19 protein-coding genes are annotated in these 20,080 nt (G+C 65.4%); 5 read left to right on the plus strand and 14 right to left on the minus strand.

The annotated features are described in order from the left end of the window. The first annotated feature begins 132 nt into the window (after positions 1-132). From LN047_RS06785 to ftsB, 4 genes are all read left to right on the plus strand, one after another. Entirely contained in the window at positions 133-1,785 is a 1,653-nt protein-coding gene (locus tag LN047_RS06785; RefSeq protein WP_056322044.1) for a CTP synthase, read from the plus strand. Between the two features lie 203 nt (positions 1,786-1,988). Then, positions 1,989-2,273, plus strand: coding sequence for a DUF1330 domain-containing protein (locus LN047_RS06790; RefSeq protein ID WP_056322046.1), 285 nt, complete (start codon positions 1,989-1,991; stop codon positions 2,271-2,273). 4 nt (positions 2,274-2,277) lie between these two features. Beyond that, positions 2,278-3,564 (plus strand): phosphopyruvate hydratase, encoded by a 1,287-nt coding sequence (gene eno / locus LN047_RS06795; RefSeq protein ID WP_062838541.1) that lies wholly within the window; start codon positions 2,278-2,280, stop codon positions 3,562-3,564. 66 nt (positions 3,565-3,630) lie between these two features. Further along, positions 3,631-4,098 (plus strand): cell division protein FtsB, encoded by a 468-nt coding sequence (ftsB, locus tag LN047_RS06800; protein ID WP_062838542.1) that lies wholly within the window; start codon positions 3,631-3,633, stop codon positions 4,096-4,098. Positions 4,099-4,139: 41 nt separating this feature from the next. On the opposite strand, the gene LN047_RS06805 is transcribed toward ftsB, so the two are convergent. The 14 genes from LN047_RS06805 to LN047_RS06870 all read right to left on the minus strand — a co-directional run bounded on the left by LN047_RS06805 (position 4,140) and on the right by LN047_RS06870 (position 18,829). Then, entirely contained in the window at positions 4,140-4,892 is a 753-nt protein-coding gene (locus LN047_RS06805) for a pilus assembly protein (RefSeq protein WP_373981382.1), read from the minus strand. 91 nt (positions 4,893-4,983) lie between these two features. After that, positions 4,984-5,916 carry an Hsp33 family molecular chaperone HslO gene (gene hslO, locus LN047_RS06810; protein ID WP_056322057.1) on the minus strand — a complete coding sequence of 311 codons (933 nt, stop codon included), beginning with the start codon at positions 5,914-5,916 and terminating at the stop codon, positions 4,984-4,986. 96 nt (positions 5,917-6,012) lie between these two features. After that, positions 6,013-6,534, minus strand: coding sequence for a gamma carbonic anhydrase family protein (locus tag LN047_RS06815; protein WP_373981383.1), 522 nt, complete (start codon positions 6,532-6,534; stop codon positions 6,013-6,015). A 1-nt stretch (position 6,535) separates the two neighbouring features. Beyond that, entirely contained in the window at positions 6,536-8,251 is a 1,716-nt protein-coding gene (locus LN047_RS06820; protein ID WP_373981384.1) for an acyl-CoA synthetase, read from the minus strand. Positions 8,252-8,376: 125 nt separating this feature from the next. After that, the gene (locus LN047_RS06825; protein ID WP_128827694.1) at positions 8,377-9,249 is read right to left on the minus strand and encodes a UDP-2,3-diacylglucosamine diphosphatase; all 873 of its coding nucleotides are present in this window, start codon (positions 9,247-9,249) and stop codon (positions 8,377-8,379) included. Between the two features lie 102 nt (positions 9,250-9,351). Beyond that, a complete protein-coding gene (locus LN047_RS06830; protein WP_373981385.1) occupies positions 9,352-10,257 on the minus strand; it encodes a DUF2167 domain-containing protein in 906 nt (301 codons plus the stop codon). 142 nt (positions 10,258-10,399) lie between these two features. Then, positions 10,400-10,921: an RDD family protein gene (locus tag LN047_RS06835; protein ID WP_373981386.1), complete on the minus strand. Its 522-nt coding sequence runs from the start codon at positions 10,919-10,921 to the stop codon at positions 10,400-10,402. A gap of 269 nt (positions 10,922-11,190) precedes the next feature. Then, positions 11,191-11,379 carry a hypothetical protein gene (locus tag LN047_RS06840; RefSeq protein ID WP_008161862.1) on the minus strand — a complete coding sequence of 63 codons (189 nt, stop codon included), beginning with the start codon at positions 11,377-11,379 and terminating at the stop codon, positions 11,191-11,193. A 200-nt stretch (positions 11,380-11,579) separates the two neighbouring features. Next, a complete protein-coding gene (locus LN047_RS06845) occupies positions 11,580-13,355 on the minus strand; it encodes a THUMP domain-containing protein (protein WP_373981387.1) in 1,776 nt (591 codons plus the stop codon). A gap of 33 nt (positions 13,356-13,388) precedes the next feature. Then, positions 13,389-13,817, minus strand: coding sequence for a CopD family protein (locus tag LN047_RS06850; RefSeq protein ID WP_172802131.1), 429 nt, complete (start codon positions 13,815-13,817; stop codon positions 13,389-13,391). Between the two features lie 126 nt (positions 13,818-13,943). Then, positions 13,944-15,395 (minus strand): bifunctional 2-methylcitrate dehydratase/aconitate hydratase, encoded by a 1,452-nt coding sequence (locus tag LN047_RS06855; RefSeq protein WP_373981388.1) that lies wholly within the window; start codon positions 15,393-15,395, stop codon positions 13,944-13,946. 58 nt (positions 15,396-15,453) lie between these two features. Then, positions 15,454-16,647 (minus strand): 2-methylcitrate synthase, encoded by a 1,194-nt coding sequence (gene prpC / locus LN047_RS06860; RefSeq protein WP_056322074.1) that lies wholly within the window; start codon positions 16,645-16,647, stop codon positions 15,454-15,456. A 90-nt stretch (positions 16,648-16,737) separates the two neighbouring features. Further along, positions 16,738-17,628 (minus strand): methylisocitrate lyase, encoded by an 891-nt coding sequence (prpB, locus tag LN047_RS06865; RefSeq protein ID WP_056322077.1) that lies wholly within the window; start codon positions 17,626-17,628, stop codon positions 16,738-16,740. Positions 17,629-17,839: 211 nt separating this feature from the next. Further along, a complete protein-coding gene (locus tag LN047_RS06870; protein WP_373981389.1) occupies positions 17,840-18,829 on the minus strand; it encodes a malate dehydrogenase in 990 nt (329 codons plus the stop codon). A 357-nt stretch (positions 18,830-19,186) separates the two neighbouring features. Between LN047_RS06870 and LN047_RS06875 the strand changes: the two genes are divergently transcribed. Further along, positions 19,187-19,966: a GntR family transcriptional regulator gene (locus LN047_RS06875; RefSeq protein WP_056322083.1), complete on the plus strand. Its 780-nt coding sequence runs from the start codon at positions 19,187-19,189 to the stop codon at positions 19,964-19,966. Positions 19,967-20,080: the final 114 nt, after the last annotated feature.

Below are 20,080 nucleotides of genomic sequence, written 5' to 3' on the forward strand. Positions count from 1 at the left end.
TGTGGCAATGGGCTTGCCGAGTGCAGCCAATTGTTACCCGCACAGAGCTAGGGGAAAACCCAAACAAGTCGCGTCGCCCGGCTATAATCCAAATTTCCCGCACGCGCCCGCTCGTCCCGGGTGCTCATTACGATGACCAAATACGTATTTGTCACCGGCGGTGTGGTGTCTTCCCTGGGCAAGGGCATCGCCGCCGCGTCGCTTGCCGCCATCCTTGAGTCGCGTGGTTTGCAAGTAACCATGCTGAAGCTCGACCCCTACATCAACGTCGATCCGGGCACGATGAGCCCCTTCCAGCATGGTGAGGTGTTCGTCACGGAAGACGGCGCCGAGACCGACCTGGACCTGGGCCACTACGAGCGTTTCATTTCCGCTCGCATGCACAAGGTGAACAACTTCACCACCGGCCAGATCTACGAATCCGTGCTGCGCAAGGAACGCCGTGGCGACTACCTGGGCAAGACCGTCCAGGTGATTCCGCACATCACGAACGAAATCCAGGACTTCATCGCCCGCGGCGCCGAAGCCGGCTGGAATGGCAACACCGACGTCGCCATCGTGGAAATCGGCGGCACGGTGGGCGACATCGAATCGCTGCCGTTCCTCGAAGCCGCCCGCCAGATGAGCCTGCGCATGGGCCGCAACAACGCGGCCTTCGTCCATCTGACGCTCGTGCCCTTCATCGCCTCCGCCGGCGAACTGAAGACCAAGCCCACGCAACACTCGGTGCAGAAGCTGCGCGAAATCGGCATCTACCCGAACGCGCTGCTGTGCCGCGCCGACCGCCGCATTCCGGACGACGAGCGCGCCAAGATCTCGTTGTTCTCCAACGTGCCCCTGGACGCGGTCATTTCCGTCTGGGACGCCGACTCCATCTACAAGATCCCGGCCATGCTGCACAAGCAGGGCGTGGACAACATCGTCTGCGAGGCCCTGGGCCTGACCCCGCCGCCGGCCGATCTGTCCATGTGGGACAACCTGGTCGAGGCGCTGGAACACCCCGAGCACCAGCTCACCATCGGCATGGTCGGCAAGTACGTCGACCTGACCGAGTCGTACAAGTCGCTGACCGAAGCCCTGGTTCACGCCGGCATCCACACGCGCTCGAAGATCAACATCGAGTACATCGACTCGGAAGACATCGAAACCCGCGGCACCGATCAGTTGAAGCACCTGGACGCCATTCTGGTTCCGGGCGGCTTCGGCAAGCGCGGCACCGAGGGCAAGATCGCCGCGATCCGCTACGCCCGCGAAAACGGCGTGCCGTACCTGGGCATCTGCCTGGGCATGCAGCTGGCGGTCATCGAATTCGCGCGTCACGTCGCGGGTCTGGGCGGCGCCAACAGCACGGAATTCGATCCCTCCGCGCCGCACCCGGTGGTCGCACTCATCACCGAATGGATGGACCGCGAAGGCAAGGTCGAGAAGCGCGACACGTCGTCCGACATGGGCGGCACCATGCGCAAGGGCGCGCAACGCGTGCCGATCAAGCCCGGCACCCGCGCGCAGGCCATTTATGGCGACGAGGTGAACGAACGTCACCGCCATCGCTACGAGGTCAACAACGTCTACGTGCCGCGCCTCGAAGAAGCCGGCATGGTGATCAGCGCCCGCACGCCGACCGAGAACCTGCCCGAAATGATGGAACTGCCCAATCACCCGTGGTTCGTCGGCGTCCAGTTCCACCCGGAGTTCACGTCCACCCCGCGCGACGGCCACCCGCTGTTCTCCAGCTACATCCGCGCCGCCATCGAGCAGAAGGCTCGCCGCGGCCAGGAGGCCTGATGCGTGTCCGCGGTCCTGAGTTCCGTAAGCGGATCCTCGGGGCCGCGGGCCGATTCCCCAGCGCCGCCCTATACGGCGGCGCTTCTTTCGGATACAACCGATTAGCATCGGATATGCGTCGCCCGTGCGCCTTGCGCGACACTGGCGGCGGCGCCGTATCCGGCGTCAGACCGAAACCAACGCAACTGCTCTGAAGGAACCCCATGAGTGCCTATCTGATCGCCGACGTCAAAGTGACCAAGCCCGCGCAGTACGAGGACTACAAGCGTCTGTCCACGCTCGCCATGCGCGCGTACGATGCCAAGATCCTGGTGCGCGGCGGCGAATCGAAGCACCTCGAGGGGCGTGAACCCGGCCGCACCGTCGTCATGGAATTTCCGTCCATGGCCGCGGCGCAGGCGTTCTACGATTCCTGGCAGTACCGCCGTGCCCGCAATGCCCGCGAAGGCGCGGCCGTCATGAATATGTTTATCGTTCAGGGAATGTAAAGTCATGAGTGCAATCGTCGACATCATCGGCCGCGAGATTCTGGATTCGCGCGGCAACCCCACCGTGGAATGCGATGTGCTGCTGGAATCCGGCGCCATGGGCCGTGCGGCCGTGCCGTCGGGCGCATCCACCGGCGCCCGCGAAGCCATCGAGCTGCGCGACGGCGACAAGGGCCGTTATCTGGGCAAGGGCGTGCTGCGCGCCGTTGAAAACCTCAACACCGAAATCTCCGAAGCCCTGATGGGCCTGGATGCTCAGGAACAGACGTTCGTCGATCGCACGCTGATCGAACTGGACGGCACCGAGTCCAAGGAGCGCCTGGGCGCCAACGCCATCCTGGCCGCCAGCATGGCCGTGGCCCGCGCCGCCGCCGACGAGTCGGGCCTGTCCCTGTACCGCTATTTCGGCGGCAGCGGCCCCATGAGCATGCCCGTCCCGATGATGAACGTCATCAACGGCGGCGCGCACGCCAACAACACGCTTGACCTGCAGGAACTGATGATTCTGCCGGTGGGCGCGGGCAGCTTCCGCGAAGCCCTGCGTTGGGGCGCCGAAGTCTTTCACATGCTCAAGAAGCTGATCCACAGCCAGGGCATGTCGACCGCCGTGGGCGACGAGGGCGGTTTCGCGCCCAACGTGCCCAGCCATGAAGCCGCCATCCAGCTCATCCTGAAGGCCATCACCGAAGCCGGCTACGAGCCGGGCACGCAGATCGCCCTGGGCCTGGACTGCGCCAGCTCCGAGTTCTACCGCGACGGCAAGTACACGCTGGCCGGCGAAGGCGGCATCTCGCTGTCCTCGCAAGAATTCACGAACCTCCTGGCCACGTGGTGCGACAAGTACCCGATCATCTCGATCGAAGACGGCATGGCCGAAAACGACTGGGAAGGCTGGAAGCTCCTGACCGACCAGCTCGGCAAGAAGGTCCAACTGGTGGGCGACGACCTGTTCGTCACCAACACCAAGATCCTGCGTGAAGGCATCCAGAAGGGCGTGGCCAACTCGATCCTCATCAAGATCAACCAGATCGGCACGCTGACGGAAACGTTTGCCGCCATCGAAATGGCCAAGCGCGCCGGCTACACCGCCGTCGTCTCGCACCGCTCGGGCGAAACCGAAGACTCGACCATTGCCGACATCGCCGTGGCGACCAACGCCATGCAGATCAAGACCGGCTCGCTGTCGCGCTCGGATCGCATGGCCAAGTACAACCAGTTGCTGCGCATCGAAGAAGAGCTGGCTGAAGTCGCGTCGTATCCCGGCCTGGAAGCTTTCTACAACCTGCGTTGATAAAAAGCGCGGCCCTGGCGTGTTGCCCGGGCCGCATCCACGCCACGACAGTTGAGGTTCCCGCGTATGCGCCTGTTGTTCCTGGTGCTGTTCGTGCTGTTAGGCCTGATCCAATACCCGCTGTGGCTGGGTAAGGGCGGCTGGTTCAAGGTCTGGGATCTGCAACGCCAGGTGGCTGAGCAGCGCGAGACCAATGAAGGCCTGCGCGCGCGCAATGCCGCCCTTGAGGCGGAAGTGCGCGATCTGGAAGGCGGATCGGGGGCCATCGAGGAACGGGCGCGCGGTGAACTGGGCATGATGCGCGACGGCGAAGTATTCGTGCACATCCTGCCCCAGAACACCCAGCCTCCCGCGGGCGCCTCGCTGTCCGCCGAGGCGCCGCCCAAGCCTGCCGCCACCGGCACGCCCGCACGCGCCAACGCCCCCGCCACTCGGCCGGCCTCGGCAGCAACCCCATCCCGGCCCGCAGCGGCAACGCCAGCCAGGCCCGCCGCCACCGGCGCCAACCATTCCAATTCCACCGCCCGGCAGTGATGCCCGGCGGTTTTTTTTAGCCTTGCCAGCGGCGGCCCGGCTTATCCCGGGCCGCAACGCATCTGGCGGCACGGTCCATACACCACGCCTTCGGGATAGGGGCGCCTGCGCGCCCAGTCCACCGGATGCGTGTGCATTTCCTGTTCCAGCTCCACGACAATCGGCAACACGCCCTTGGCCAGCGCGTGGCCGGCGTAGCTGCCGTCCTGCCGGCCCAGCACCGCCAGCAGGGCCCGCAACGGCGGCAGCAGCGGTTTGTGCAGATACGTCAGACGCAGCCTGAGCGTGTTGGCCAGGAAGATGTCCTGGCCGCCAGGGCGTGGCGGGCGGCGGGCGTGTTGCAGGACCTGGTAGCCGTTGTCGATGGCGCGCAAGCCGGGCGCGGCGGCCACCTGCAAGCCCGCGTGCCCGTGCTCGCGGAACGACTGGTCGTCCGGCAACAGCACTTCGATGCGCCAGGGCGCAACGCCCGTCAACGCCTTCAGATTGGCCATCGCGGTGTCCAGGCGCCGCCGCGCGCCCGACTGGCCCTCGGCGTGGGCGTGCAAGGGCAGCAACGCCCGCAGAAAGGCTGCTTGCATGCGGGCCGGGTCGCCGTGGCCCGTGGCGCCGGCGCGCGCTGCTTCTGTCAGCGCCAGATGGGCCATCTGGCGCGCGCCGTGCCACTGGACGGCTTCGATGCACAGCAGACCCAGCAGCAGCACCGCGGCGCCCGCCACGGCAAATTCAAGGGCGGCCGCGCCATGCTGTCGGCGGACGGCGCGAAACACGGCAGGAAAAATAAAGGCGGTCATGGCTGCGCAGTGTGGCGCGCCCATGACCGCCCGTCGATGAGGACAATCCGGTGTGACGAAAACGTCCCGGCGGGCTTGCCGCCGGGGGGTATCAATGCACGGTGGGAGGTTCGTCTCCGGCTGCCGGCTGGTTTGCCGAGAAAAGCGCCGCGCAGTCGACGGTGTCGAACTTGTAGGGCTTGCCGCAGAAGTCGCAGGCCACGTCGACCTGTCCACGTTCTTCCAGGATGCTGTTGACCTCGGCTTCGCCCAGCGAACGCAGCATGTTGGCCACGCGCTCGCGCGTGCACGGACAGTGCCAGCTGACGGGCTGCGGGTCGAAGGCGATGAGCGTTTCTTCCCAGAACAGGCGGTGGATCAGCGTGTCGATGTCCGTGGCCAGGATTTCGTCGCGTTTGAGCGTGCCGGCCAGGGCATTGATGCGCTCCCAGGTCTCGGCAGCCACCTGTTCGGTCAGGGCGCGGTCGGTTTCTCCGCCGCCGTGATGCGGCAGGCGTTGCAGCAGCATGCCGGCGGCGTGATCGGCATCGGCCGACAGCCACAGACGCGTGTCCAGCTGTTCGGAGGCCTTCATGTAGTGTTGCAGCGCCTCGGCGACCGTGTCGCCTTCGAGCGGCACGATGCCCTGGTAAGCCTGCTGGCCGGGCAGCTTGCGCTGCGGGTCCAGCACCACGATGAAGCGCCCGTTGCCGCCCGGGTTCAACAGGCTTTGCATGTCGCCGGCGCTGGGCACCTCGTGGCCTTCGCGCATCTTGACGGTGGCGCGCAGGCTCAGGTCCGAGCGGCATTCCACCACCAGCAGGGCGATGGGGCCATCGCCCTGGATCTGGAGCACCAGCGAGCCATCGAACTTGATGTTGGCGGCGAGCAGGGTGGATGCCGCCACCAGTTCACCCAACAGGTCGGTGATGGCGGGCGGGTAGTCGTGGTTGGCCTGGACGGCCTTCCACGTGTCAGACAGGCGCACCGCTTGGACGCGGACGCTGCGGTCTTCGGTGAGGTATTTTTTGAGCTGATCGGTCATAGCGGAATGTTAGCCGATCGCGGTGGGGTATTCCCCCTGCTGGCAGCAGGGGTTGGGACGGTTGCGAAGGCGGTGAGGGGGGCCTCGGGGGAGCCGTCAGTCGATCCGTTTCAGGGCGGTCTTGTACTGTTGGCCGCGCGCCACGTAATGGGCGGTGTTCTTGTGCATGTTGGCAATTTCGTCGGCGGAAAGCTCCCGCACGATCTTGCCGATGCCGATGACCAGCGAATTGTCCGGGATGACGCGGTCTTCGGGGATGATCGCGCCGGCGCCGATCAGGCAGTTGCGGCCGATGACGGCATTGTTCAGCACGATGGCCTGCATGCCGACCAGCGCCCCTTCATGGATGGTGCAGCCGTGCAGCATGGCCTGGTGACCGACCGTGACGTTCGGGCCGATGGTCATGGGACAGCCCTCGTCGACGTGCAGGACGCTGGATTCCTGGATATTGGTGCCTTCGCGGATCAGGATGGCGTCGTTGTCGGCGCGGATGGAGACATGCGACCAGATGCTGACGCCGGCTTCCAGCGTGACGTTGCCGATGAGATCCGCGCTGTCGGCCACGTAGGCTTGCGGGTCGATGCGGGGGATCAGGTCGCCCAGTTGGTAAATGGCCATGCTATGTCTCCGTTTGTCGCGCGGGGGCGGCAACGGGCACGCCAGCGTCGGTTTGGGGCGCGTGGGCCCGCGCACGTTCTTCTTCGCGCTGCCGCAGGATGCGCCGCTGAATCTTGCCCGTGGTGGTCATGGGCAGTTCGTCCACGTATTCGATTTCCTTGGGGTACTCGTACGGCGCCAGGCGCTCGCGCACGTGTTCCTGCAGGTTCTCGGTGATTTCGCCGTGGTCCCGCTGGGCAAATTCCGGCGTCAGCACCACGTAGGCCTTGACCAGCGCGCCGCGCTCGGCATCCGGCTTGGGCACGACCGCCGCGTTGGCTACGGCAGGATGGCCGATCAGGCAGCTTTCGATCTCGCCCGGGCCGATCCGGTATCCGGCCGACTTGAACACGTCGTCGGCGCGGCCGGCGTACCAAAGGTAGCCGTCCTCGTCGATGGTGGCGAGGTCGCCCGTCAGGCACCAGTCGCCCTTGAACTTGGCCTGCGTGGCCGCTTCGTTGCGCCAGTACCCAAGGAACATCACCGGGTCGGGAAAGCCGTGGATGTCGAGCCGGTTCACGGCGATTTCGCCGGTTCCGCCCGGGGGAACCGGCACGCCGTCGCTGTCCAGCACCGCCACGTTGTGGCCCGGGTAAGGGCGGCCCATGGAACCGGGTTTGGCGGGCCAGCGCTTGTTGCTGTTGCCCACCACGTAGTTCATCTCGGTCTGGCCGAACATCTCGTTTGGCGTGACGCCCAGGGCCGAGCGGCACCATTCGAAGACCGTATCGCCCACGCTTTCCCCGGCGCTCATGATGGAACGCAGGGCCAGCTGGTAGCGTTGGCGGGGCTCGGGCACCGCCTTCATCATCATCTTCAGGGCGGTGGGGAACAGGAACGTGTTGGTGACCTGATAGCGTTCCAGGAGCTCGAAGGCACGCTCGACCGAGAAACGCCCGCGCGTGCCGACGATGGGATGGCCGAAATACAGGGTGGGCAGCAGCGCGTCCATCATGCCGCCGGTCCAGGCCCAGTCCGCGGGCGACCAGAACACATCTGCGGGTTTGGGGAACCAGTCCTGCGAGGCGACGAAGCCCGGCAGGTTGCCGATCAGCACGCTGTGGGGCAGCAGGGCGCCCTTGGGCGCGCCGGTGGTGCCGGAGGTATAGAGCAGGATGGCCGGATCCGACGAGCGGGTCTGGACGGCCTTGAATTCGTTTGGCTGGCGGGCCAGCAGGCTGCGCCACGGCAGCACGCGTTCGTCGGCGAAACCGATGCCGATGACCTGTTGCAGGGCGGGGCAGTTTTCTGTGACGGCCAGCAGATTGGCGCTGGAGGCGTGGTCGACGATGGCAACGCGCGCTTCGGCATCGCACAGGCGGCTTTGCAGCGCCTCGGGACCGAAGAGCGCGGACAGGGGCAGGACCACCGCGCCCACGCTGTAAATGGCCATGTGGGCAACCACGGTCTCAGGGCGTTGTCCCAATACCACACCGACCCTGTCGCCCCGGCCGACGCCCATTTTCACCAGGCCGTTGGCCAGCTGATTGGCGGCTTCCGCCAGACGGGCGAAGGTCCAGACCTCGCGGTTGCCGGACTCATCTTCGTAGTAGATGGCAATGCGCCGCGCATCCGGACTACTGGATGCCCAGCGGTGGCAGCACGCTTCCGCAATGTTGAACTGGGTGGGCACCAGCCAGCGGAATGATTGGTAGAGCGCCTGATATTGGTCGTTCATGGCCCTATGTTGTGAGCATGTTGCAGCGTGAACGGGCCATGACGCCCGCTAACCAGTTGCAAGCATGACCTAGAGGGGCTTGAACTGCAATATCCGCGTTGCGTAACGGGGACGCATAAGGGTTATCACGGGTATTTGCCTTGGCGGCGCAGGGCGGACGGCAGGGCCGGCAAGGTCAGCGACCGGGGCGGGCGGTTGGCCGGGTCGCGCTGGCGTTCGGCCTGCAACACGGCCCAGTCCAGGAGCTGGAGCTGCCCGTCGTGCGTTTCGGCCAGCGCCGTGAGGCTTTCCACCCAGTCGCCGTCATTGCAATACAGGATGCCGCCGACGTCGCGCAGTTCGGCCTTGTGGATATGGCCGCAGACCACGCCGTCCAGGCCGCGGCGCCTCGCCTCGCCGGCCAACGCCTCCTCGAAGTCGGTGATGAACGACACCGCGTTCTTGACCTTGTGTTTCAGGTACTGGGACAACGACCAGTAATGCAGGCCCAGCCGGTGGCGCAGGCGGTTGAAGTGGTGGTTGATCCAGAGAGCAAGCTGGTAGAGCCCGTCGCCCAGATGCGCCAGCCAGCGGCTGTGCTGGATGACGCCGTCGAACTGGTCCCCGTGCAGCACGAGCAGCCGCAGCCCCTTGGCCGTGACATGCACGTCCTCGTCCAGGACCTCGATATCGCCGAAGGCGAAACCCGCGAACTCCCGGGCGAACTCGTCATGGTTGCCGGGGATGAACACCACGCGGGTGCCGTTGCGGGCCTTGCGCAGGATGCGCTGGATCACGTCGTTGTGCGCGCGGGGCCAATGCCAGTGCTTGCGCAACTGCCAGCCGTCGACGATGTCGCCGACCAGATAGAGGGTGTCCGAATCGTTGTGATCCAGGAAATCGAGCAGGAATTCCGCCTTGCACCCGGCAGTGCCCAGGTGAATATCGGAAATCCAGAGGGCGCGCCAATGCGCGGGTTGGATTTCGTTCACGGTCGCTTCCCTGTGGGCAGTGGTCATGCTTGAGCATGAGACCACTTCGCGATGACGTGTGCGTGACGGATCCGTGACACGGTTGTGACGGCGCGCGCGGGCAGGGGCCGCGCGCGCCGGTCCGGCGGATCAGGACTGTTCGGTGCCCTTCTTACCCTTCAGGCGCTTCCAGGCCGCGCCGCCCAGCGCGGCCGCGGCCAGGATGCCCACCTTGGCAAACTTGGCCAGGAATGCCGCGATCACCGCGAACAGCCCGAGCTTCTTGGCGGCCACGCCCGCCACGAGGGCCGCCAGACCGTACTCGGCAACCTTGTCGCTCGAGGCGTCGAAATCGGCGTAGCGCTTGCCTTGCACGTAATGCAGGTTGTCCAGCAGGGCCAGCACCGCGGCCTTGTCCGTAGGCACCTTGTTCTTTTCGGTGATCAGATCCAGCGTGATGTAGCCGTCGCGGCCCAGCGCATAGGTGTTGTAGTTGACCGTGCCGTCTTCGTCCGCGGCCGCGCCCTTGTGCTTGGCAGCCACGGACCAGACCAGGCGTTGGTTGTTGCTGTCGTACTTGGGCGTCTCCACCCAGCCGTCCACCGTCAGTTCGGGAAAGCCGCGCTTCTTGCGTTCCTCGTTGGACGCCTCGGTGCCTTCACGCAGGCTGTCCAGCAACTCGCCGACGTTCCAGTTCCGGGCGTCGTCGTCCTTGATATAGCCCGCCTTGTCGAAATTGATGGTGACGACCCAGTCCTCATCGTCGCTCTTGGGCATCACGACGCCCAGCAGCGAGGGATCCTTGCCGTTGCCGTAGGCCTGCATCAGCCGCTCGGCTTGCGGGCGGGGCACGAAAAACATGTTGTGGGGCAGCTTCAGGGTTGCCTGGTCGCCAAGCGTTACGTCGTCAGGGCCTTGCCGGGCCGCGGCAAAGGCGGCTTTGGACGCCGCTTCGATCTCCTGCTGGGCCGAGGCGTTCTGGGCGGACGCGCCTGCGTGCAGGAACAACAGCGCGCTGGCGAAGGCCAGCGGCAGGCGGGAAAGGAATGCGCGCATGGTGATGATGAAGCCGTAAAAAAATTGGGGCCTCATTGTCCCGGCGTGCGGCTGTCATCTTTCTGAACAGGGGGCACTAGATGGTCTGCGCCTTGGCCCGCATCAAACCGGGTCCAGCATGCCGGCGCAGCGGCGGCGCGGTTCAGTGGGCCTTTTTGCCCTTGGCCTGCGGCGCATTGCGCAGGCGTGTGCCCAGGATCCGGTCGTGCAGGAACTGGCCGTCGGGATCCAGCCAGGACCAGATGAAGATGGCAAAGGGGGCGGCGACGATGAACATGTCCACAGATGGCCATCCCGTGGCCAGCGCCGCCGCCCAGACCACCGCGGCGCCCGCCAGCACCAGCGGCCAGGCAAGGATGTAGCGCAGGATCAGCAGTCCGGTCGACGGGGTGTTGCCGTGGCGATCCACCAGCCGGATGTTCCACGTCTTCATGGGCAGCGTCTGGCCCCGGCGCCGCCAGCACAACACGAAATAGGCGCCGATCGCCACGAACAGCCACGCCTGGCGCGCGGCCCGCAATTCCAGCGCGTTACGGCTCTGGGTGAGCGTGTCCAGCAGGTAGCCCGCCAGAAACACGACGCCGAACAGCAGCACGGCTTCGTACATCATGCAGGCAAACCGGCGCAGCCGGTTCGGAGTCTGGTCGAGGGTGGCGTCATTCATGGACCGGTATTATCCATAAATTGTTGCTGCCCCGCCGGGGGGGGATGCCCCCACGCTGCGCACGCGATGCGTGCTTGCTGCCCCCCGAGGGGGCTGCCCCGCCTTCGGGCGGCCGGGCGGCGGGGCAGCTATTCTTGCCTAGGGGGTGAAGTGCCGCCGCTGCGCTTCGGTGTGCGCGCGAAAAAAAACCCGCCGTTGAGGGCGGGTCTATAAAAGGGGCTATGCAGCCCCCAAGGGGAAAATCGTTGGGCCAGTGGCCCAGGCCTTGCTCAGGCAGCGGAATGCGCGTTCTTGGCGCTCGTCTTGCCAGCCAGGGCCTTGATGCCGTGGGCCAGCTTGCGCAGGCCTGCAGCCAACGCCCGCATCGGATGCGGGCGGAATTGTTCTTCGATAGCCTGGAGCATCAGTTGACGCTCGAGTTCGTCGGTCAGGCGAATGGTGTTGTTCGGGTTGATCACTATAGCCTCCACGGGCTTGCACAGTTGTTTGCTACTAGGGATAACCCGGATTATAGGGGTTTACCCTGAAACTATGCAAGTGGCCGATGCAGGCTGGTGCAACTTGGCAACACCTTGGTGCTGATGATGCCCCAAAACCGCGCGGCGGGGCACCATAAGCAAAGATAGGCGCGCCATGTTGCGGCGCTTTTACAACGTGCTCAGGCGTCGCGGTAGCCGGCGGCAACCAGTTCAAAGCCGAACAGGCGGCAGTCGAGCGCCCCGTTGTGCAGCGGGATGCGCCGCTTGGGCTTGAGGCGCATCTGATTGGGCAGCGTCAGGTCGCTGGTGATGACATGCAGCTGCCAGCCCGCGAAATTACGCTTCAGGCAACTGGCCCAGTCGCGCCAGAGGTCCGCGTCCTGTTCCGCGCCCATGCGCTCGCCGTAGGGCGGGTTGGTGACGATCCAGCCATGGTCGGCGGGCGCCGTCACTTCGCGCGCATCACCCACCTCAAAGCGGATCGAATCGGCCGTCAGCCAGGCGCGCTCGGCGTTGTTGCGGGCGTATTCGATGGCCAGGGGGTTCAGGTCGTATCCGACCAGCGGCGCATCGAGCTGGGGCAGGATGCGGGCGCGGGCGTCGTCCTTCAGGTCGCGCCAGCGGTAGGCGTCGTGGCCGCGCAGGCGCTCGAACCCGAACGGGCGGGAAATGCCCGGGGGCACGCCCAGGGCAATCCAGGCCGCTTCGATCAGAATGGTGCCGGAGCCGCAGAAGGGGTCCAGCAGCGGCGCGGCCGGATCCCAGCCCGCCAGCGCCAGCATGCCCGCCGCCAGGTTTTCGCGCAGCGGGGCCTCGCCCTTGTCCAGGCGCCAGCCGCGCTTGAACAGGGATTCGCCCGACGTGTCCAGATACAGCGTCGCCGTGTGACCCGTCAGAAAGAGGTGCACGCGTGCGTCCGGGCGCACCGTGTCGATGCTGGGGCGCTCGCCTTCGAGCTCGCGCAGGCGGTCGCAGATGCCGTCCTTGGCGCGCAGATTGCAGTACTGCAGGCTTTGCACCGGACTCTTGATGGCCGACGTGTCCACGCGCAGCGTCTGCTCGGCGCCGAACCAGCGCTCCCAGGGGGTGTCGCGGGCCAGATCCAGGATGTCGTCTTCGTGCGAAATCTCGGCATGCGCCACCTGCACCAGAATGCGGGTTGCCAGCCGCGAATACAGGTTGGCGCGCTGGATGCCCGACCAGTCGGACGTGAACGAACAGCCCGCCCGGCCGGCCTTGGCGTCTTCGTAGCCAAGCGCCTGCATTTCGGCGGTCAGCGCTTCTTCCAGGCCTTGCGGGCAGGGCGCGAACACGGTGAAGGTTTCCGCCTGGCGCGGTTCGCGCGGGCGGCGGCTGCGCACGTCGACGCGGGGTGCATCGCGCTCGCTTCGTACATCCGGCTCATGAGCGAAATCGGACTCGCCCGCAAAGTCGGTGTCGTGCGCGCGTTCGGGTTCGGGCGCGAATTCGGGGGCGGGACCGTCGTCTTCGAACGGGTCGTAGAAGCGGCCCGCAGGCGTGGCTGGCGCGATGTACTGGTCGTCCAGGCGCGGCGCGCGCTGCGGCGTGCGTCCGGCGCGCGGGCTGGGGGCGTCATCGCGGCGGGCGTCGCCCGCGTGGTCGCGGTCGGGAGCGCCACGGCGCGGCGCGGGACGGTCGGACGGACCCCGGTTGGCGGGGCCGCGGTCGTACTGGCCGCGTTCAGACTGGCCGGGGCGCGAGGACGTGCCGCGGGCGGGCTTGCGGGCGCCGCGCGCTTCTTCTTCCTGACGCCGCTGGTAGCCGGCGGGGTCCTTCTGGCGTTCGGTGTTTTCGCGGGTGCGCTCGATCTGCGCCACCAGACGCGCGCGGGCGCCGGTGCGGGTGCGCTTGCCCGCGCCTTCGGCTTGGGCGTCGCGGGCCGTTTTCTTGATCGTCAGCGTCTTGCGCGGGCGGTCCTGTTCATCAGAGGACATACGAATCCTGGCGAATGTGCAAAGGTAGGGGTATCAGAAGGGTTTGACGACGACCAGCGCCACCACCACCAAGAGCAGCAAGACGGGAACTTCGTTGAACCAGCGATAGAACTTGTGCGAACGGGTGTTCTTGCCCTGTTCGAATTTGCGCAGCATGAGGCCACAGGCGTGATGGTAGCCGATGACGAGCAGCACGAAAAAGAGCTTGGCGTGCATCCAGCCATTGCCGGGGCCCACGCCAATACGGTAACCCACGTAAAGCCACATCCCGAAAATGATGGCCACGACCGCCAGAATGGTGGTGAAGCGGTACAGCCGGCGCGCCATGCCGAGCAGCGTCGTCTGCACGGCGGGATCCGACTGCTGGGCCAGGTTCACAAAGATGCGCGGCAGATAGAACAGGCCGGCAAACCAGGAGGCGATGAAGACGATGTGAAAGGTCTTGACCCAGAGCATGGCCATGGCGCGATCCAATTGAGGAAAGCCGCATTGTATGCGCGACGGTGGCCGATACCCGTGGCCGCCGGTGTCTGACACCCGCGTGCGCGCGGCGTCAGATTGGGCGGCTGTGTCGGGGGCTGGCGCCCCTTAGATCACATAGAGGTCCATGTACTCATGGACCGACATCGACTCCAGGGTTGCCTGCGCCAGCGATGCGTCCAGGATGCGCTGCTGCTGGCGCGGCGGGAATATGCGGGCCAGATTGGTGCGGAACTTGGCTTCCAGCAGCGGGATGCCGTCGGCGCGGCGGCGCTTGTGGCCGATGGGGTATTCGCAGACGATCTCGTCGAGCGCCGTGCCATCGTTGAACTGCACGGTCAGCGCATTGGCGATCGAGCGCTTGGCGGGGTTGTGATAGTCGCTGGTGAAGGCCGGATCCTCGACGCAGACGATCTTGGCACGCAGCGCGTCGATACGCGGATCCTGCGCAATCTCGTCTTCGTAGTCGCCCGCCGTCAGGCGCCCGAAAAGCAGCGGCACGGCCACCATGTACTGGATGCAGTGGTCGCGGTCAGCGGGATTGTTCAGCGGACCCTTCTTGTCGATGATGCGGATGCACGCCTCGTGCGTGCGTATCCGGATCTGCTTGATGTCGTCGGCCGTCTTGCCCAGCGACCGGAGCAGGCCGTGGATCTGCATGGCGCATTCGACGGCGGTCTGCGCATGGAATTCGGCTGGAAACGAAATCTTGAACAGCACGTTTTCCATCACGTAGCTGCCGTAGGGCCGCTGGAACTTGAACGGCTGGCCCTTGAAGAGCACGTCGTAAAAGCCCCAGGTCTTGGCGGTCAGTACCGAGGGATACCCCATTTCGCCGGTGCGGGCGATCAGCGCCAGGCGCACCGCGCGGCTGGTGGCATCGCCGGCGGCCCAGCTTTTGCGGCTGCCGGTGTTGGGGGCGTGGCGGTAAGTGCGCAGGCTCTGGCCGTCGACCCAGGCGAGCGACACGGCGTTGATGACTTCGTCGCGGGACAGCCCAAGCATTTGCGCAACGACCGCCGTGGAGGCCACCTTGACCAGCACGACGTGGTCCAGACCCACCTTGTTGAAGGAGTTCTCCAGGGCGATGCACCCCTGGATCTCGTGCGCCTTGATCATGCCGGTCAGCACGTCGCGCATCGTGAGCGGGGGCTTGCCCGACGCGACCGCCGTGCGCGAAAGCCAGTCGGCCGTGGCGAGGATGCCGCCCAGGTTGTCCGACGGGTGGCCCCATTCGGCCGCGAGCCACGTGTCGTTGAAGTCCAGCCAGCGGATCATGGCGCCGATGTTGAACGCGGCCTGGACGGGGTCGAGCTGGAACTGCGTGCCGGGCACCTTGGCGCCATGGGGCACCACGGTGCCCGGCACGACCGGGCCCAGCAGTTTGCGGCACGCTGGATACTCCAGCGCTTCCAGGCCGCAGCCCAGGGTGTCGATCAGGCAGTTGCGTGCCGTCTCGTAGGCCAGGTCGCTGCGGACTTCAAAATTCAGAACGTAGTCCGCGATATCGGCCAGGACCTGGTCGGGCTCGGGACGTACGTTCGAGATCGGGGCAGACATAGCAGTACCTCTTCGGAAAAGTGAATACAGGTGGCCATGCCGCGCCCTCGATCGCGTCTTACTTGCGCTTGTCGATGGGCACGAACTTCTGGTCTTCCGGGCCCACGTAGTTGGCGGTGGGGCGGATGATCTTGTTGTCGATGCGCTGCTCGATGATGTGGGCCGACCAGCCCGCGGTGCGCGCGATGACGAACAGCGGGGTGAACATGGCCGTGGGCACGCCCATCATGTGGTAGCTGACGGCCGAGAACCAGTCCAGGTTGGGGAACATCTTCTTGACGTCCCACATGACGGTTTCCAGGCGTTCGGCGATGTCGAACATCTTGGTCGTGCCGGCCTTCTTGGACAGCTTCTTGGCGACGTCCTTGATGACCTTGTTGCGCGGATCGGAAACCGTGTAGACCGGGTGGCCGAATCCGATGATGACTTCCTTGGCTTCCACGCGGCGGCGGATGTCGGCCTCGGCTTCGTCCGGAGTTTCATAGCGCTTCTGCACTTCGAACGCCACTTCGTTGGCGCCGCCGTGCTTGGGGCCGCGCAGCGCGCCGATGGCGCCCGAGATGGCCGAGAACATATCCGAACCCGTGCCGGCGATGACGCGGGCCGTGAACGTGGAGGCGTTGAATTCGTGCTCGGCGTACAGGTTCAGCGAAATGTGCATCGCCTTGACCCATTCGTCGCTCGGCTTTTCGCCATGCAGCAGATGCAGGAAGTGGCCGCCGATGCTGTCGTCGTCCGTCTGCACGTCGATGACGCGGCCGTTGTGGCTGTAGTGGTACCAGTAGAGCAGGGCCGAGCCCAGGTTGGCCATCAGGCGGTCGGCGATGTCGCGCGCGCCCGGGGTGTTGTGGTCGTCTTTTTCAGGCAGCACGCAGCCCAGCACCGACACGGCCGTGCGCATCACGTCCATCGGGTGGCTGGCGGCGGGCAGGGCTTCCAGGGCGACCTGCAGCTGCGCGGGCAGGCCGCGCAGGCTGCGCAGCTTTTCCTTGTAGGCCTTCAGTTCGGCCTTGTTGGGCAGCTTGCCATGGACCAGCAAGTGAGCAATTTCCTCGAACTCGCTGGTATCGGCGATGTCCAGGATGTCATAGCCGCGATAGTGCAGGTCGTTGCCGCTGCGGCCGACGGTGCACAGGGCGGTGTTGCCCGCGACCACGCCGGACAGCGCAACCGACTTCTTGGGCTTGAAACCGGCCTTTTCTTCCGGCTTGGCGTCCGATTTGGCTTCTTGCTTCTTGGGAGCCGTGCTCATGTCTCTACTCCTTTCCTTACGCGATGGAAGATGCAATGGGTGGCGGACGGCGCCGCGGGGTTGCCGCGGCGGCGCCTGGACGTTGCGGGATTACGCCTTGCCCTTCTGGAAGAGCGCATCCAGTCTGGATTCGAACTCGTGATAGCCGATGCGATCGTACAGTTCCTCGCGGGTCTGCATCAGGTCGACCACGTTCTTCTGGTGGCCGTCGCGGCGGATCGCGGTGTAGACGGCCTCGGCGGCCTTGTTCATGGCGCGGAAGGCCGACAGCGGGTACAGCACCATGCCCACGCCGACGCTCTTCAGTTCTTCGACCGAGAAGAGCGGCGTCTTGCCGAATTCGGTGATGTTGGCCAGCACCGGCACCTTGACGGCCTTCACGAAGCGGTCGTAGGTGGGCAGGTCGTAGGCGGCTTCGGCGAAGATCGCGTCGGCTCCGGCTTCCACGCAGGCCAGCGCGCGCTCGATGGCGGCGTCCACGCCGTGCGAGGCAATCGCGTCGGTGCGGGCGATCAGGTAGAAGTCGCTGTCGGTGCGCGCGTCGGCGGCGGCCTTCACGCGGTCGGCCATTTCCTCGGTCGTGACGATTTCCTTGCCGGGACGGTGACCGCAGCGCTTGGCGCCCACCTGGTCCTCGATGTGGCAGGCGGCCGCGCCGAACTTGATCAGGCTCTTGACCGTGCGGGCGATGTTGAACGCCGACGGGCCGAAGCCGGTGTCGATGTCCACCAGCAGCGGCACATCGCACACGTCGGTGATGCGGCGCACGTCGGTCAGGACGTCGTCCATGGTGTTGATGCCCAGGTCCGGCAGGCCCAGCGAACCGGCTGCGACGCCGCCGCCGGACAGGTAGATGGCGCGATAGCCGGCGCGCTTGGCCAAGAGGGCGTGGTTGGCGTTGATGGCGCCGATGATCTGCAGGGGATTTTCTTCGGCGAGCGCGCGGCGAAAGAGGGCGCCGGGCGAGTCGGGTCTGGACATGGTTGTCTCCTGTTCTTGGTAGCCCACGACGTTATCGCGGGTCCGAAAAATAAATCTGTCCCCTGCGCGACAATCCCGCGGCGCGTACCTTTGCGGCTTGGCAAAGAGACAGGTGTATTTCCCGGTGCTGCCTGCATGGCGGGCCGCGCGTGGCGGACCCGCCTAAGGAATGGGCCCGCATGAACGGGCCCAAACCTTTACTGCGCGCTGCTTACTTCAGCAGGTCCTTGACGCCGTCGCGCTCTTCGAGGAGCTCTTTCAGCGTGAAGTCCAGGCGCTCACGCGAGAAGGCGTCGATTTCCAGGCCTTCGACGCGCTTGTATTCGCCGTTTTCGGTCGTGACCGGCACGCCGTAGATGATGCCTTCGGGGATGCCGTAGGAGCCGTCCGACGGGATGCCCATCGTGACCCACTTGCCGTTGCTGCCCAGGACCCAGTCACGGACGTGGTCGATGGCGGCGTTGGCGGCCGAAGCGGCCGAGGACAGGCCACGGGCTTCGATGATGGCAGCGCCGCGCTTGCCCACGGTGGGGATGAACGTGTCGCGGTTCCAGGTGTCGTCGTTGATGAGCTTGGACAGCGATTCGCCGCCGACGGTGGCGAAGCGGTAGTCGGGGTACATCGTGGGCGAGTGGTTGCCCCAGACGATCAGGTTTTCGATGTCGGCCACGGCCTTGCCCGACTTGGCGGCCAGTTGCGACAGCGCGCGGTTGTGGTCCAGGCGCAGCATGGCGGTGAAGTTCTTGGCGGGCAGGTCCGGCGCCGACTTCATGGCGATGTAGGCGTTGGTGTTGGCGGGGTTGCCCACGACCAGCACCTTGACGTTGCGGCTGGCGACGTCGTTCAGGGCCTTGCCCTGCGCCGTGAAGATCTGCGCGTTGACGGACAGCAGGTCCTTGCGCTCCATGCCCGGGCCGCGGGGGCGGGCGCCCACCAGCAGGGCCACGTCGGCGTCCTTGAAGGCGGTGCGCGGATCGCTGTGCGCGGTCACTTCCTGCAGCAGCGGGAAGGCGCAGTCATCCAGTTCCATGATGACGCCCTTCAGGGCCTTTTGCGCTTTCTCGTCGGGGATTTCCAGCAGTTGCAGGATGACGGGTTGATCTTTACCCAGCATTTCGCCCGAGGCGATGCGGAAGAGCAGTGCGTAACCGATTTGGCCGGCGGCGCCGGTGACGGCGACACGCAAGGCAGGCTTGGACATGAACGTTCTCCGTAATGGTTTGGCGAGAAAGAAATCTCACCAATCAGTGTAATCGTTGGGCGCGGAAATTCAGGCGGCCGGCAGGGCCGCCGCGCGTCGCGCGGGCAGCTTTGAATCCTAGATCGAATTAACGTAAGCGTCAATCGCTCTTCTATCTTATATAAGACATAAGACGTTGGACAGCTCGCCTCCCGATATGCCACAATAGAGCGTTTATTCGAATGCGCCGCGGCCCCCCTCGGCCGTGCGTCTGCATCAAGCCTGAAGACCGGCGGCAGCAGCGCATGCGGATGAGTTTGCATCCCTGGCGTTGTCTTCTCATTCATCCGGATAAACATGACACTCTCAAGAAGATCCATGGCAGAGCCTCGGCCCGAAACCTCCTTACGCAATCGCGCCGCCCGTCCGACGGGCGAGGGAGCCGCTTTCAGTCCGCTCTACCGCCAGATCAAGGATCTGCTTGTTCAAAGCCTCGAACGCGGCGAATGGAAGCCCGGCGAGCTCATCCCCAGCGAAATCGATCTGGCCGCCCGTTTCCAGGTGAGCCAGGGCACGGTGCGCAAGGCGGTCGATGAGCTGGCGGCCGAGCACATGCTGCTGCGCCGTCAGGGCAAGGGCACTTTTGTCGCCACCCACCACGAAGCCCGCGTGCGCTACCGTTTCCTGCGCCTGGCCCCCGACGAAGAGGGCGAGGCCGGCCGGGCGGAAAGCCGCATCCTGGAATGCCGCCGCACGCGCGCGCCCGCCGAGATCGCCCGCGCGCTCGATCTGCGCGCCGGCGAAACCGTCGTCATGATCCGCCGCCTGCTGTCCATGGGGCAGACACCGACCGTGCTGGACGACATCTGGCTGCCCGGTTCCATCTTCCGTGGTCTCACCCTGGAGCTGCTGACCGCCAACAAGGCGCCGCTCTATGGCCTTTTTGAATCCGAGTTCGGCGTCAGCATGGTGCGCGCGGACGAGAAGCTGCGCGCGGTCGCCGCGCCGGCCGAAGTCTGTACGCTGCTTAATGTTGCCGCCGGAACGCCGTTGTTGCAGGTAGACCGGGTGTCTTACACGTACGGTGACCGCCCCATGGAAATCCGCCGGGGGTTGTACTTGACCGATCGATACCACTACCGCAATAGTCTGAATTGATGAGCTTTTTACCTACGATTTGATACCAACCCGTCTCTGGGCGAAAATACCGCGTTTGCCCGCAAGGGCCGCGGCAATTTTGCCGTAACGATTCCCTAGTTCCGAAACACCGAG

It is taken from the genome of Achromobacter sp. JD417, from assembly GCF_041879325.1.
Classification (GTDB): domain Bacteria; phylum Pseudomonadota; class Gammaproteobacteria; order Burkholderiales; family Burkholderiaceae_B; genus Achromobacter; species Achromobacter mucicolens.